This window comes from Enterobacter sp. ENT03 (assembly GCF_019218745.1).
Classification (GTDB): Bacteria; Pseudomonadota; Gammaproteobacteria; order Enterobacterales; family Enterobacteriaceae; genus Enterobacter_D.
Genome location: NZ_JAHUXA010000002.1, coordinates 290,681 through 305,572 on the forward strand (window position 1 = coordinate 290,681; position 14,892 = coordinate 305,572).

Genomic DNA, 14,892 nt, shown 5'->3' on the forward strand with positions numbered 1-14,892 from the left:
ATCTATTGGAAACCACGTAGGAACAGATGCTGATCCGCGAAGGGTCGCCATGGCAAAAACTGAGATGCCGAAAACCTACATGTTCGCGTGTCGCTTGGTAGCGAAGCCATCTGGCGACTGCCAAGGCATTACAGCAGGCATTCATTGAATGCCTGTGATAACGCCTTATGAGATCAGGTTAGCGATGATCGCGAAGCCATGCTTCTTTTAATAAATCAGAAGTGCCTGTAATTTGCTCATTGAAGCTTGCGCCATTACGCTCCATTAACGCCGCAAATTTGTTTATTAAACGAGTGCCATCCTCATGAGACACTATGTTTGAGAAGAATTCCTCAGATATTCCTTTTTTAAGACATAGAGTCTTTAGGATGATGATAAAATCCTTTTGCTTTTCATAATCAGAAAACCACGTAGGCCGCAAGTTATCATCTGTTGTGCCAATTTCCCGCATTGCTCGCTGTACGTTTGCATAGTGCATACGTGATTTTGCGCGCATGTATCCTTTGATTAAAATTAAAGCAATCACTGCGATGATAAAAACGAAAATAACCATCTAAAAATCCTGTAGTTAAGGGGCCTCTACATACAGTATCATTTCCTTCTACATAACTTTACATACTAAATATGGTACCCCGTATGTTTTGGATCTGGATTATCGTTGCTGCCTTGCTTTACAAACCTTTTTGCCGCTGGACTGCCACCTGTCAGGCCCCAATACTTAGCGCTATATTCTGGCCTTTGTTGAGTGCATTTATGCTTGGTGCGCTGATTTTCGCCATCATTAAGGACAAGTTGGGCCACTGACAAGTGGCTTTGCTCCTTTCTTATCTAAGCCACTGGCATCTGCTGGTGGCTTTTTTATGCGCTTCGCACGCGCACCAGAGAGTCTTTCAGCCGTGAGCCTGGGGATCCGCCTCTCTCGGGCGGCTGTCCCGTGCGACAGGCTCACATCTAAAAGGAAACCACCATGGGTTATATAAAATCCCCCGCACTGTCTGACAAAGCGCACGATGTGCTGTATGCGCTGTTCTTCAGAGGCGCGTTGAAGAGTGGCGAGCTGCCATCAAAATCTGGTGCTGATGAGCTTCGCGAGCTGGGATTCGCAGAAACCCGCCATACTGCGACGCAATTCCAGAAGGGAAACTATTTCACATTCCTTACTGCAGAGGGGCAGGATTTTGCCATTAAGCATCTGGTCAACACGCGATTTGGCGAGCCTGCTGGTGGTTACATCGGCAACCAGCATGCTGCAGGCATGGTCATCGGCGTTGAAGATGACCAGAGCAAGATAGTGTTTGAGGCTGATCGCTATAAAGTGCATGAAGACGTTTCATCCATCATCCAAAATGCCAAGGCAATTACAAACACGAAGATTAAGCTTGGCGATGAAATGAAGCAGGCCGTCATTGACACTGTGCGGGAAAGTGATTTGCTTAAGTCGCTGCAGGCTTCACTTGATGCTCAGTTTTCTGCTCAGTTAACAACGCAGCTGAACATTAATGAAGCTGTAAAACGCGCCATCCTTAACGCACAGCAACCCGGCGGGCTGCTGTATAACCTTCGTTAGCGGTGCAGCTTATGGCATCCAGTTCACCATGGCACAACCTCTACAACACTAAACGCTAGAGGAAAAGCACATCCTCAGATGATACCCTGAAAAGCTGTTAACACTTTCAACGGCTAAAGAGGCAAAAGGGTGATTGGAATTCTGAAACGTGGTCGCGCTGCAGTAAAAGTTAAAAATCATGTCACAGACTTGATGACTGCAATGAGAGTCTCCTTCCGAGAATTAACGACTGGAGAACGCTTCGATGAGACTACGCTGCATATAGTTTGCACGAGTATTATCGTTGCGGCGATCATGGAGCGAGGTGTCAGCTCACCCAGACTAATGACTGCTCTCTCTGATCATATAATGAACTCATACGGATTAAACCTAGAGGAAATGCAGCTTACGCCTGTACTTGCGCATGGAATGCTCAAAGGAGTAAATGGCAAAGATCCACAGCAGGTTAAAATGAGCATGCTAAATGACATTTGCCCTGGGCATGAGTTTAGTGTGACAGGAATTGGGTGGTTTGAAGCCAACATGATGTTAGTAAGGGAACAAATCGATTCAAACCTTAAGGAAGCTATTCATATTCTGAGTAGATAGTTAGGTTGCTGGTTCGCCACACATAGAATGACACTTCTCCTTACACTTGATAAGCCACTGGCATCTGCCGGTGGCTTTTTTATTGGAGTGAATATGCCTTCAGCAATACCGAGAGCCTGTCGTAAGCGCGGCTGTTCAGGCACGACAACGGACCGGTCAGGTTACTGTGAAGCACACCGCAATGAAGGCTGGCAACAGCATCAGCGGGGGCTTAGCCGCCACCAGCGCGGCTATGGAAGTAAGTGGGACATTATCAGAGTCCGTATCCTGACGCGTGATCGACATCTATGTCAGGAGTGCCTGAGGAATGGAAAGCCCGTCCCGGCATCGACAGTTGACCATATCAAACCCAAAGCTCACGGCGGCACCGACGACGATCGGAATCTGGAGTCTCTTTGTTACTCCTGCCACTACCGAAAGACAGCTAAAGAACGGCTGAACCCCCAGTAATCAATAGGTAAATTAAAATGACTGAGTCGTTAAATGATTCAGGGTTGCCGCACGCCTGTCTCAAAGACATCCCCGGCTACCCAGGGTATCAGGCTAGCGATGATGGATTTATTTACTCGCTTCGCTCAGGCAAGGCCCGGCAGCTCTCAATGCGGCTACATAACGGCTATTGGCATGTGAATGTTAATACCGGCTTTAGCCGAGCGACGAAAGTTAAAAAGCAAGTGCATCAGTTGGTGTTGTTTGCATTCGCCGGGGTTAAACCATCGGACATGCATGTCACTCGTCATCTTGATGGCAACCCGCTAAATAACAACAGGTCAAATCTTGCATGGGGAACACCCATAGAGAACGCCGCCGATAGTCTTAACCACGGCACGGCTGTATGCCTCAGGAGAGGGCAGGGCGCCCCGGCCACAAAGTTAGCACCAGCGACCATCATGAGTATTGAAAGAGACGCGAAGTCTGGAATGAAACTGGTCGATGTTGCAAAGCGCTATGGCATCACACATACGCACGTACGCCGCATCAGGGATCACGAATGCCACCCTGACATGTGGCCTAGGGGATAGGGCGGGTGAAAACTTCAGGGCATGTGCCCCAAGGGACCGCCGCCTAACCCTTTTTCACATCGCCGCAGGTTAGAAAACTTTTTTATGGGGATCCCCACCAACGATTAATAGGAGTTTTCGATTATGCCCGGACCACCGAAAACCCCGACACATCTGGCTCTGGTGAAGGGTAACCCATCCAAACGAGCTATCAACAAAGCAGAACCAAAACCTGCTTCAGGGGTTCCCCCAGTTCCGAAGCATTTCGACAAGATGGGGAAGTACTGGTTTAAGCGAATCGGCGAAGAGCTTGATGCTGTCGGGGTGATGACCACTCTGGACGGTAAAGCGCTCGAGCTGCTAATCGAGGCTTACACCGAGTACCGAAGTCACTGCGACACGTTAGAGCGGGAAGGTTACACCTATGCCGTCTACAGCGAGGATGATCCGGACGAAGGAAAGGAGCGAGAAATAAGGATGATCAAACCGCACCCGGCGGCAGTGATGAAAGCCGATGCGTGGAAGCGCATCAGGGCAATGCTCGCTGAATTCGGTATGACCCCGGCCAGCCGATCCAAGGTTGGTGCAAAAGGCCCGGCTGAGGCCGATCCACTGGAAGAATTTCTTAAAAAGCGCAAATGATGAATGGCAACGGTTTCGGAAGGTGTTCAGTACGCCGAGCGCGTGCTGTCTGGCGAGATTGTTGCTGGCGAACTGGTACGTCTGGCGTGCCAGCGATTCCTTAATGACTTAGAGCATGGGCCTGAGCGCGGCATCTACTTCAGCGAGGAACGCGCCCAGCACATTCTCGATTTTTATAACTTCGTTCCTCATGTGAAAGGAGCGCTGGCAGGCAAGCCGATAAAGCTGATGGCCTGGCACGTTTTTATCCTCATCAACATTTTTGGTTTTGTCATTCCGCTTATTGATGAGATGACAGGTCAGGCGGTGACTGATGAGGATGGTGACATTGTCATGGTGCGCCGGTTCCGCACGGCTTATGACGAGGTGGCGCGTAAAAACGCCAAATCGACACTTTCTTCAGGCATTGGGTTGTACATGACCGGCGCCGACGGCGAGGGTGGGGCTGAGGTCTACTCAGCTGCGACGACACGAGATCAGGCACGGATTGTTTTTGATGATGCCAAGAACATGATCAAGAAAGCCCCCCGCACGCTGGGGCGTCTTTTTGGTCACGTTAAGCTGAACATTCATCAGGAACGCTCGGCCTCTAAGTTTGAGCCCTTGTCCAGCGATGCTAACAACCTCGACGGCCTGAACATTCATTGTGGGATTGTCGACGAGCTGCATGCTCACCGTACCCGTGATGTATGGGACGTTCTGGAGACAGCCACCGGCGCGCGTCTTCAGTCTTTGCTTTTTGCTATCACAACCGCAGGGACCAATAAAGACGGAATCTGCTATGAGCAGAGGGACTATGCCATCAAGGTGCTGCGCGGTGTGGTGGAAGATGACACTTACTTTGCTCTGATCTACACCCTGGACGAAGGCGACGATCCCTTTGACGAGGCCAACTGGCCAAAAGCTAACCCCGGACTGGGCATCTGTAAGCGCTGGGATGACATGCGTCGTCTGGCGAAAAAAGCGAAAGAGCAGGTTGCTGCACGGCCGAACTTCTTCACCAAGCACCTCAACATCTGGGTTACTGCGGAAAGCGCCTGGATGGATATGGATCGCTGGGCGAGGATGCCGGGCATTGCACCTGAGGCTGAGCGTAAAGCCTGGCCTCTGTGGGTGGGTGTCGATCTCGCAAACAAAATCGATATATGCGCAGCAGTGAAAGCCTGGCGCGATCCCGCTGGTGAAACTCACATGCAGCCACGCTTCTGGATCCCGGAAGGGAGACTGGAAACAGCACCTGCACACATTGCCGAGCTTTACAGGAAGTGGGCCGATGCCGGGTATCTTGAACTGACTGATGGTGATGTTATCGATCACGGGATGATTAAAGCCGACATTGTGCAGTGGGTTAAAGGCGAGAACATCAAGGAGATTGCTTTCGATCCCTGGAGTGCTGTTCAGTTCAGCCTGTCACTTGCGGAGGAAGGTTTGCCGCTGGTGGAAGTTGCGCAGACGGTCAAAAACCTTTCTGAGTCCATGAAATCAGTGCAGGCGGAAATTTACGGTAACAAGTTCCACCATGACGACAACCCAGTAATGCGGTGGATGATGTCAAACGTTACGGTTAAGCCGGACAAAAACGACAACATTTTTCCAAACAAATCCACGCCTGAAAACAAAATCGACGGACCGGTAGCACTGTTCACCGCTAAAAGCCGAATGCTGGTGAATGGCGGGGAAGATGCACAGGACCTGAGCGGATTCTTTGAAAACCCGATAATGATAGGTATCTGATGAAAGCGAACAAACAGCCCGGCAGGGTTAAAAGTGCGCTGCTTAACTGGCTGGGGGTGCCCATCAGCCTGACCACAGGAACGTTCTGGGAGGAATGGTTTGGTACAAGCAGCAGCGGCCAGGTAGTTACTGCTGACAAAGCAATGCGGCTTTCAGCAGTGTGGGCTTGCGTCAGGCTGCTTAGCGAGTCTGTTTCTACCCTACCGCTGAAGATTTACGAGCGGCAGGCGGACGGTTCCCGCAAGGTGGCAACTAACCATCCGGCATATTCAGTGCTTTGTCGCCGGCCTAATTCGGAAATGACGCCATCACGCTTCATGCTGATGGTTGTCGCCAGCATCTGCCTGCGCGGTAATGCGTTCGTCGAGAAGAAATACATCGGTCAGAAGCTGGTATCGCTGGTGCCTTTACTGCCGCAGAACATGGTGGTGAAGCGACTCGATAGCGGTGCGCTCGAATACACCTATACCGAGAACAAAACAAAGCGCGTGATTCCGGTAAAAAACATCATGCACATTCGGGGATTCGGTCTCGACGGGGTTTGCGGGATGATGCCCATGATGGCCGGTCGGGATGTGATTGGCGCTGCGCTGGCGGTGGAGCAGTCTGCCGCAAAAATCTTTGAAAATGGCATTCAGAGCTCGGGGTTTCTCTCTTCCGATACAGCACTAAATGACGATCAGCGCGCGCGTCTGCGGAGCTATATGCAGGCGTTCACCAGTTCGAAGAATGCCGGAAAAATCATGGTGCTCGAGGGCGGCATGAAGTATCAGGGCGTCACGATGAACCCTGAAGACGCGCAGATGCTGGAAAGCCGATCATTCAGTATTGAAGAGATCTGCCGTTGGTTTCGCGTCCCGCCGTTTATGGTAGGTCACGCCGACAAACAGAGCAGCTGGGCATCCAGCGTTGAAGGCATGAACCTGCAGTTCCTGACTAACACGCTCCGGCCTCTGCTGGTGAATATTGAGCAGGAGATTTCGCGCTGCTTGCTGGACAGTGATGATGAGCTTTTTGCAGAGTTCTCAGTAGAAGGTCTGCTGCGTGCCGACAGCGCTGGACGATCTGCCTATTACACAACTGCGCTGCAGAATGGCTGGATGTCGCGCAATGACGTGCGCCGGCTTGAAAACCTGCCACCGATTGAGGGTGGTGAAATTTACACTGTCCAGCTGAACCTGACGCCGCTTGATCAGCTGCGTGAGAACAATGTTGGGGCGCAGGCCAGCAACATCATGAAGCTTCACGCCTTCCTTTTCCCGGACATTCCACCGGAGCAGTCACCGCTGAAAAAAGCGGCTTAGGAGAACCAATGAAGAAGATGAGCACTCTTCCGGCGGCGCCGGAGGGGCGGATTTCTGCGTCCGGAAAACGCGATCTGCCTGCAGCAGCTATTGAACGCTGGGACAGCAGCATTCGAGCTGCTGCGCAGTCAGGCGAGAACACCATCACCATTTTCGACGTGATCGGAGAGGACTGGTGGGGGGACGGCGTGAGTGCAAACCGGATTGCAGCAGCGCTGCGTTCGCTCGGCGGCGAGGATGTGACGGTTCACATCAACTCACCTGGCGGGGATATGTTCGAAGGTCTCGCCATTTACAACCTTCTGCGTGAATACCAGGGGAAGGTCACCGTGAAAGTGCTGGGTCTCGCAGCGTCAGCGGCATCCATCATCGCAATGGCGGGGGATGAGGTCCAGATTGGCCGCGGCGCGTTTCTTATGATCCATAACGCCTGGATTATGGCTGCCGGCAACCGGAATGATTTCCGGGAATACGCCGACTACCTGGAGCCATTCGATAAAGCGATGGCAGACATCTATGCCGCCCGCTCCGGCATGCCGGTCGAAGAAATTAAGTCGCTGATGGACAAAGAGTCCTTTATTGGCGGTAGCGACTCAGTGGCCAGAGGCCTGGCCGACGCGCTGCTCCCGTCCGATGAAATCACCAGCGATGAAGAAAGCCCAGCAGCAGCAATCCGTAAAATTGATGCTTTTCTGGCGAAGGGGGGCATGCCCCGCTCTGAACGCCGGAAGCACCTGAAAGCTTTGAGCAGCATGCCAGGCGCTGCTGCCAGAGAAAACGACAAGCCGGGCGCTGTCGATGAAGTAAGTCCTGAAGCAATCAACTCTCTCAAATCTGCGCTGGCGTCGTTCGGCGAATAAGGAAACAACATGTCCCAAGTAAATGAACTCCTGCAGAAGGTATCGGCCAAACTGGAAGAGGTCTCCTCTGATTTCAGTAAGAAGGCTGAAGACGCGCTGGCTGAAGCCCGCAAGTCAGGCTCATTGTCTGCAGAAACTAAAGACGCGGTTGATAAAATCGCGCTTGAGCACAACGTGCTCAACGAATCCCTGAAAACGCTTAAAGCCTCAGTTGGTGATCTGGAGCAGCACGTAGCCAGCATGCCGCTGAACGCTGCGAAAGAAGGCGTCCAGTCTGTCGGTCAGCAACTGGTGTCGGCGGAAGTGATGAAAGATATTCGCTCCAGCATGGAGGGTGGTAAGCGCCTGAGCGTGCCGGTGCAGGCTGCCATCACCACCGTTGACGTTCCGGGGCAAATTATCGCACCGACGCGCCTGCCTGGCATCGATCAGACGCCGAAGCAGCGTCTTTTCATCCGCGATCTGATTGCACCGGGCCGCACCCAGTCGAACACCATCTACTACGTGAAGCAGACCGGCTTCACCAACAATGCCGCGGTTGTACCGGAAAACACCACGAAGCCTTACAGCGATATTCAGTTCACTGAAGAGACGACGCCGGTGCGTACCATCGCGCACATGTTCAAGGCATCTAAGCAGATCCTGGACGACTTTGCACAACTCCAGTCAACGGTGGACGCGGAGATGCGTTACGGCCTCAAGTACGTCGAAGAGCAGGAAATCCTTTTCGGCGACGGCACCGGCGCGCACCTGAAAGGGATCATCCCTCAGGCCGTTGCGTTTAACCCGGCGTTTGCAGTTGAGAAACAGTCCGGTATCGACGTACTCCGTCTCGCAATGCTGCAGGCGCAACTGGCGCGCTTCCCGGCGTCCGGACACGTCCTGCACTTTACCGACTGGGCGCGCATCGAGTTGACCAAAGACGAGCTGGGCCGGTATATCCTGGCAAATCCGGCGCAACTCACCACGCCGACACTGTGGGGTCTGCCTGTGGTTGCGACCGAAGCTGTTCAGTTCCTGGGTAAATTCCTGACCGGCGCATTTAACTCAGGCGCACAGCTTTTCGACCGCGAAGATGCCAACGTTGTGATCTCAACCGAGAACGCCGACGACTTCGAGAAGAACATGATCTCCATTCGCTGCGAAGAGCGCGTTGCGCTGGCTGTTTATCGTCCGGAAGCGTTCGTGTTCGGTGCCCTGACGGGTGCTGGCAGCTAAACACTACGGCGGCCTGCGGGCCGCCATTTTTGAGGCAAATTCATGTCGTTTCTTGAACCGTCCTTAGTCCGTAGCCATTGCCGTATCGATGATGATTTTACAGGTGATGACAACCTGCTTGAAATCTATACCGGCGCGGCGGCGCGCTACGTTGAAACCTGGACACGGCGCAAGCTCTACAAAACCAATGATGAGCCGGGCTTTGCTGATGACGCCGATCGTCTGCTTCTCAATGACGATGTGCGCACGGCGATGCTGCTGCTTATCGGCCACTGGTACGCCAATCGTGAAGCAGTCGCTGTTGGCGAGACGGCGGCCCAGGTCCCTTTCGCAGTGGAGGCTCTTCTTCAGCCTTACAGGATTTATGGACTATGAGTTCGTTGCGAGCTGGCGAGCTGAATAAGCGCATAACTCTACAAACAGTAGAAATTCAACGTGGGCCTCTGGGAGAGCAACTACCAGATCAGCCTGTTCCTGTTGCTAAAGTATGGGCAAAAGCGGAGGTCGTTTCTAACCGGAAAATTCGCACGCTTGATCAACAGCAGGTGGTTGAAACGTGGTTATTCACAATCCGTCCCCGCAAAGACGTGCAGACAGACTGGAAAATAACCTGGGGCGATGAGGTCTATACCGTGCGCGCTGTGGATCGCAGCCAGCCAGATCGCGCTGTAATGACTGCAGAAAGGGAGAACCGCCATGATAGAACTGGCAATCAAAACTTCTCTTGAACGCCTTTCCGGGATGGCTGTTTACCCACTTTTATTACCAGACAGCGAGCAAAACGGGGTAACTTTTCAGCGAATATCAGATCCTGATGTTGAAAACGGTATGGTTCGCACAGGCCTTATTGCCGGACGCTTCCAGATTTCCATGTACAAAGTTGACGATTACACAGGCCTGTTACAACTGGACAAAGCGATCTGGGCTGAATGGAAAAATATCATTCACGGATACCTCGAGGGATATCCGGTTCAGTATGTTCAGCGCGGCAATATCCTTCAGGACAAAACCACGCTGACGAGTAATCAAGTTCAGTATCGGCTCATCCGCGATTTCATTCTTTATTTTTATGAGGATTCATCATGATCCGCATGGAAGTAAAAGGGCTTCAGGAACTCGAGCGCCAACTCCTGGCGCTGGGCGAAAAGGTCGGGACGCAGATTCTACGTGATGCCGGGAAAGCTGCTCTTGAGCCCGTGCTGGAGGACATGAAAGCACATGCTGGTTATGACGAAACAGCAAAAGGTGAGCACATGCGCGACTCCATTAAAATTCGCTCATCCACTTCCAAAGCCAGGGGCAATGCGGTTGTTTATCTTCGCGTTGGCCCGAGTAAAAAACACTTCATCAAAGCCCTGGCTCAGGAGATGGGGACGGTTAAGCAGGTTGCCAGTCCCTTCATTCGTCCGGCCCTCGATTATCAGAAAGCGAAAGTTCTGCGCATTCTCGCGATAGAAATCCGCGATCGTATTGAAAACCATCGGTAGCGCTCGCTGCCACCTTTAAAGAGAGAGAAATTATGGCTGATAAAACTTCGCCAGAGTACGCGATGCTGCCTGCCGGCACAGTCGTTATGTGGGGTACTGCGGGCAGCAACGTAGCAACAATGAAACCGCTTATTAACTGTAAGGCGCTGGGCGCAACCGGACAGACAGGCAGCTTTGTGGACTGCACCACACTGATTGATACCAGCAAGCAGTTTATTTCCGACCTGCCGGAAGGCCCGGAAAAATCGCTTGGCTTCATCGACGATCCTGCCAACCAGGACTTTGCCGATTTCCTTAACGCAGCGGAGAACCGTGAAACCGTGCAGTTTTACGTTGAGCTGCCAAACGGACGTACGGCGAATATGATCCTGGCGCTGTCCGGCTGGCAGATGAATGAAATCACCGCGCCGGCCAGCGAAGTCATTCAAATTACCGTTCAGGGTAAACAGAACAACATTGCCTGGGGTACGGCTGCAGGCAGCTGATCTTCGACATTATTCATTGGCCGCCTCTGGCGGCTTTTTATTATTTAATTCTCAGGAAAAACTATGACTACCATTGATGTGTCTGCTCTGAAATCTGCGCTTCTGAAACCAAAAAACGCCATTATTACTGCCGAAATCTTTGGCACTACTGTTTATCTTCGCCGAATGACTGCCGGCGAACTTATCGATCATGAAGAAGCACTTCGTGACAGCCAGATCGCCGAAGATGCTCGTAAAGCCTCAGAGCTCAGCGTACAGCTCATTGTCGACTGCCTTGTACAGCCTGACGGCAGCCCTATTGCCGCTGAAGACAAACCTACCGCAGCCGAGCTGCTGCAGGCGCATGATAACGTCGCGCTGTTGGACGCTATTGCCACCGTCAAAAAGCATGCCTTGGGCAAGCTTGAGGATGCGGAAAAAAACTAACCAGCTCGCCCTGGCTTGAGCTGATTTTCTGGCTGGCCGACCGCTGGGGCGAGCCCGATCCGTCGAAGATAGCTTCACTCCCGGTAGAAACTCTCTACCACTGGCGCGCGTATTTCCTGCGTACCGGTGCCATCAGCCGTCCCGGCGAGGAGAGTGGGCCACCTCCTGAAACCCCGCCTCCCGCTGCAGTCAGTAACGTTGACGATCAGTGTGCGGCCGTAATGAGAGCGTTAATGTAATGGCTGACGTTGCCTCCCTTGCCGTCGGGCTGCATCTCAACGCAGCCAATTTCAAATCTCAGCTGATGGGCGCATACGGTGACGCTGAGAACTCCTCAAAACGCTTCAACCGCAACGCCCAGGAAGATGCAAAAAAGACCGATGAGGCCTATTCCCGGATAGGAAAAACTGTCACGGGCGTTGCCGGCCGTCTGGCGGGGCTTGCTGGCGTCGGGCTGTCACTGGGTACCATCATCACGACAACCCGTGATTACGGGCAGGCATTATCGGATCTGTCGGCCATCACTGGCGCAACGGGCGCCCAGTTAAAGACGCTCGATGAAGCCGCCCAGGAAATGGGTCGGAGCACTGAATACAGTGCGAGCCAGGCTGTTGAAGCACTGAAGCTGATGGCTTCGGCTAAACCTGAACTGCTTCAAACTGCAGACGGACTGACTGAGGCAACAAAAAGCGCGCTTACGCTTGCCCAGGCAGCCGGGTCAACTTTGCCGGACGCAACCCGGACGCTGGCCCTTTCGTTAAACCAGTTCGGCGCAGGCGCTCAGGAGGCAGACCGTTATATCAACGTGCTGGCTGCCGGTGCCAAATTCGGTGCTTCTGAAATTGCTGATACTGCCGCCGCCATCAAAAATGGCGGTGTGGCCGCGGCGCAGGCCGGGGTAGGGTTTGAAACGCTGAACGCAGCGATTCAGGTTCTGGCTGAGCGTGAAATTAAAGGCGGTGAAGCAGGCACCGCGCTGAGAAACATCATTCTTGCTCTGGAAAAAGGCACTGACAAAACGCTGAAGCCGTCAGTTGTAGGGCTCAGTGGCGCACTGGAGAACTTGTCGAAGAAAAATCTTTCCACCGCGCAGGCCGTTAAACTCTTCGGGGTTGAGAACATCAACGCGGCATCCGTGCTGGTGGACAACCGTAGCAAACTTGACTCCCTGACCCAGGCCCTTACTGGCACCCAGACGGCGCATGAGCAGGCTGCTATTCGGGTGAATAACCTGAATGGTGACATCATGGGGCTGACCAGTGCTTTTGAAGGGATGATCATTAAGATTGGTCAAAGCAGTACCGGCCCTCTGCGTTCCGGTATCAAGTCAGTAACCGATGGCATTAACCTGCTTACCGATAATTTTAATGCCGTTGCAAGCGTGGCGCTTTATACGCTGATCCCCGTCCTTTCAACGAAGCTCACCGCGGGGCTGAGGGAAAGCGTAAGTGCCTGGCAGCAGAATCAGGCAGCCGTAAAAGCTACGGCTGCGGCCCAGGCTGATGGCGCGCGCAAAACGCTGGAAGCTACTGCCGCCACGCTCAAGCGAAATGACGCTGAGTTTGGTTACTATCGTCAGCTGGAAAAAACCGCCAGGCAGCATGGTCTTAACGTTAACTACCAGGGGGAGTTTAACCGGCTTATCCGGGAGGAAACCGAGCAAACTAATCTGGCCACGCGTGCCCAAATGCAGCTGGCAGCGGCCAATCGTCAGGTATCACTGACAGCTCGTGCTGCCTCGGTTGCAGTTGGTCTGGCTCGTGGTGCTTTAGCTCTGGTTGGGGGGCCATTCGGCGCAGCAATGCTGGCGGGATCCGCGCTTCTGTATTTCCATCAGCAGGCGAAAGATGCCCGCCAGTCTGCAGTTAACCTCAAGGATGCGGTCGTTGAAACCACGGCTGCGCTGATGCAGCTTTCTGATAAGCAACTGGCTGTTAAACAGCTCGATCTTGGGGACCAACTTGAGAGCCAGCTGGGAGAACAGGAAAAGCTTCAGAACCAGCTGAAGTACATGAATAAACAGATTGATCAGTCGAACAAGCAGGGCTGGATCGGCGATGTCTTTGGTAACAAGAAGGACATGCAGGCTGCGCGTCAGCGAGCTGAAGCTGATTTGGAGTCGGTTAATCAGGGTATTCAAAAAACACGAGACAATCTGGAAAACGTCGGTAAAGCGCGATTTTTAGTTCATACAGGTATTGCCAACCAGGCCAACGCCTTAGCGAATGACATCAAGACCATTACAGCCGAGACAGCGAAAGCCGGGGAAGGTGTCACTACACCGTGGACCGGGAAAGATACTGAAAAAGCCAAAAAGGAAACGGTTAACCAGTACCTTCAGTTGCGCAGGGAAATCGAAGAAGCTCACGCTACCAGCCTTGGCAGAATCGACCTGCAGGAAAGGGCCAGCCAGGAAAAACTGATCGCCGCCGCTCGCAAAAATGGGGCAAGTGAGCAGGATCTGCAGCGCACTCTGCTGATGAATGCCGAGAACTACGAGAAACAACGCGCTGAACTGGCCGAACAATATTCCCCTGCGCGCGCAGCTATCAATCAGGAAAAGGAGGCCAGTCAGGAACTCAAGTCGCTACTTGATGCCCGTCTGCTTACCGAGAAGGAGTATATGGCGGCGCGGGTTAAGCTGTCACAGGATACTTCCCGGCAGATTTTGCAGGCACAGGCTGATGCCCTTGCGGCGCCGCGTCTAGATCCTGGTGGGGATGTGGATCCATTGGCCCAGCAAAGGAATCAACTGGTACAGCAGCAAAGCCTTATTGAAACCTACTATCGAAATGGGGCCGTCAGTAAGCAACAGTACGAAATGCTGATGCAGAAGAGCAGTAAAGATTCTGCAGATGCTCAGTATCAAACCGCGCTGGAATTATATCGCTCACAAAGTGACTTCAATAACCTGGCGATCGGCATGGTTGAAGCCACCCGGGAGCGAACCACGAATGTTCTGACTGGCCTGCTGACCCGTACCCAGACTTTTAAAGAAGGCATGATCAATCTGTTCTCCACGCTGACTCAGTCGATTATTCAAAACCTTGTCGATATGGCAGCGCAGGCGCTGGTTACTAATACCATTTTGAGTTCGATTATGGGTATTGGTTCGAGTGTGCTTGGCGGTGTCAGTGGAGGCGCGGCGGCCAGCTCTGGAACAGCGATTTCCGACTATGGCAGCAACTTCCAGTTCAACGCTAAAGGCGGCGTTTATTCGTCCTCAGATTTAAGCGCATACAGCGGTCAGGTTGTCGATAACCCCACGTTCTTCGCCTTCGCGAAAGGGGCAGGGGTAATGGGCGAGGCAGGCCCGGAGGCGATCATGCCGCTAACCCGCGCAGCTGATGGCTCACTGGGTGTACGTGCAGTATCTGGAGCCGGAACAGGAGGCGACGCGGCACCGAGGGTTTATATCACCATCGACGGCAATGGCAACACATCCACGCAGGCGCCTTCCGGACTGGAACAATTCGGAGCTGACGTCGGACGATTCGTCGATCAGCGATATAAGCAAAACGTCATGCGTGATATTCGTCCCGGCGGAGATATCTGGAACTCGATGAAAGGAACCCGATAA

General features: G+C 52.9%; 17 protein-coding genes. 16 read left to right on the plus strand and 1 reads right to left on the minus strand.

Translation table 11 applies throughout. The features are described from left to right. Nucleotides 1-178: 178 nt before the first annotated feature. The gene (locus KW828_RS06360; protein WP_218335607.1) at nucleotides 179-553 is read right to left on the minus strand and encodes a hypothetical protein; all 375 of its coding nucleotides are present in this window, start codon (nucleotides 551-553) and stop codon (nucleotides 179-181) included. Nucleotides 554-967: 414 nt separating this feature from the next. Here KW828_RS06360 and KW828_RS06365 point away from each other — a divergent pair, with 414 nt between their 5' ends. From KW828_RS06365 to KW828_RS06440, 16 genes are all read left to right on the plus strand, one after another. Continuing rightward, nucleotides 968-1,567, plus strand: a complete 600-nt coding sequence (locus KW828_RS06365) for a DUF1983 domain-containing protein (RefSeq protein WP_256350027.1) — start codon at nucleotides 968-970, stop codon at nucleotides 1,565-1,567. Nucleotides 1,568-1,696: 129 nt separating this feature from the next. Continuing rightward, nucleotides 1,697-2,155 carry a hypothetical protein gene (locus KW828_RS06370; protein ID WP_218335608.1) on the plus strand — a complete coding sequence of 153 codons (459 nt, stop codon included), beginning with the start codon at nucleotides 1,697-1,699 and terminating at the stop codon, nucleotides 2,153-2,155. 93 nt (nucleotides 2,156-2,248) lie between these two features. Continuing rightward, entirely contained in the window at nucleotides 2,249-2,605 is a 357-nt protein-coding gene (locus KW828_RS06375) for an HNH endonuclease (protein WP_218335653.1), read from the plus strand. 17 nt (nucleotides 2,606-2,622) lie between these two features. After that, nucleotides 2,623-3,177, plus strand: a complete 555-nt coding sequence (locus KW828_RS06380; protein WP_218335609.1) for an HNH endonuclease — start codon at nucleotides 2,623-2,625, stop codon at nucleotides 3,175-3,177. A gap of 123 nt (nucleotides 3,178-3,300) precedes the next feature. Further along, on the plus strand, nucleotides 3,301-3,798 hold the full coding sequence (locus KW828_RS06385) for a phage terminase small subunit P27 family (RefSeq protein WP_218335610.1): 498 nt from the start codon (nucleotides 3,301-3,303) through the stop codon (nucleotides 3,796-3,798). 3 nt (nucleotides 3,799-3,801) lie between these two features. Further along, on the plus strand, nucleotides 3,802-5,532 hold the full coding sequence (locus KW828_RS06390) for a terminase large subunit (protein ID WP_218335611.1): 1,731 nt from the start codon (nucleotides 3,802-3,804) through the stop codon (nucleotides 5,530-5,532). Further along, entirely contained in the window at nucleotides 5,532-6,836 is a 1,305-nt protein-coding gene (locus tag KW828_RS06395) for a phage portal protein (RefSeq protein WP_218335612.1), read from the plus strand. The genes KW828_RS06390 and KW828_RS06395 overlap by 1 nt, the downstream gene beginning before the upstream one ends. 8 nt (nucleotides 6,837-6,844) lie before the next feature. Next, the gene (locus KW828_RS06400) at nucleotides 6,845-7,696 is read left to right on the plus strand and encodes a head maturation protease, ClpP-related (protein WP_218335613.1); all 852 of its coding nucleotides are present in this window, start codon (nucleotides 6,845-6,847) and stop codon (nucleotides 7,694-7,696) included. A gap of 9 nt (nucleotides 7,697-7,705) precedes the next feature. Further along, nucleotides 7,706-8,914 carry a phage major capsid protein gene (locus tag KW828_RS06405; protein WP_218335614.1) on the plus strand — a complete coding sequence of 403 codons (1,209 nt, stop codon included), beginning with the start codon at nucleotides 7,706-7,708 and terminating at the stop codon, nucleotides 8,912-8,914. Between the two features lie 42 nt (nucleotides 8,915-8,956). Beyond that, nucleotides 8,957-9,289 (plus strand): head-tail connector protein, encoded by a 333-nt coding sequence (locus tag KW828_RS06410; protein WP_218335615.1) that lies wholly within the window; start codon nucleotides 8,957-8,959, stop codon nucleotides 9,287-9,289. Then, nucleotides 9,286-9,642: a phage head closure protein gene (locus KW828_RS06415; protein ID WP_218335616.1), complete on the plus strand. Its 357-nt coding sequence runs from the start codon at nucleotides 9,286-9,288 to the stop codon at nucleotides 9,640-9,642. The genes KW828_RS06410 and KW828_RS06415 overlap by 4 nt, the downstream gene beginning before the upstream one ends. Next, nucleotides 9,611-10,000 carry a hypothetical protein gene (locus KW828_RS06420; protein WP_218335617.1) on the plus strand — a complete coding sequence of 130 codons (390 nt, stop codon included), beginning with the start codon at nucleotides 9,611-9,613 and terminating at the stop codon, nucleotides 9,998-10,000. The genes KW828_RS06415 and KW828_RS06420 overlap by 32 nt, the downstream gene beginning before the upstream one ends. Continuing rightward, nucleotides 9,997-10,401, plus strand: a complete 405-nt coding sequence (locus KW828_RS06425) for an HK97-gp10 family putative phage morphogenesis protein (RefSeq protein ID WP_218335618.1) — start codon at nucleotides 9,997-9,999, stop codon at nucleotides 10,399-10,401. Before KW828_RS06420 ends, KW828_RS06425 begins: the two co-directional genes overlap by 4 nt. Nucleotides 10,402-10,433: 32 nt before the next feature. Then, entirely contained in the window at nucleotides 10,434-10,886 is a 453-nt protein-coding gene (locus KW828_RS06430; RefSeq protein WP_218335619.1) for a phage tail protein, read from the plus strand. A gap of 63 nt (nucleotides 10,887-10,949) precedes the next feature. After that, a complete protein-coding gene (locus tag KW828_RS06435; RefSeq protein WP_218335620.1) occupies nucleotides 10,950-11,312 on the plus strand; it encodes a phage tail protein in 363 nt (120 codons plus the stop codon). Between the two features lie 238 nt (nucleotides 11,313-11,550). After that, nucleotides 11,551-14,892 carry a phage tail tape measure protein gene (locus tag KW828_RS06440; RefSeq protein ID WP_218335621.1) on the plus strand — a complete coding sequence of 1,114 codons (3,342 nt, stop codon included), beginning with the start codon at nucleotides 11,551-11,553 and terminating at the stop codon, nucleotides 14,890-14,892.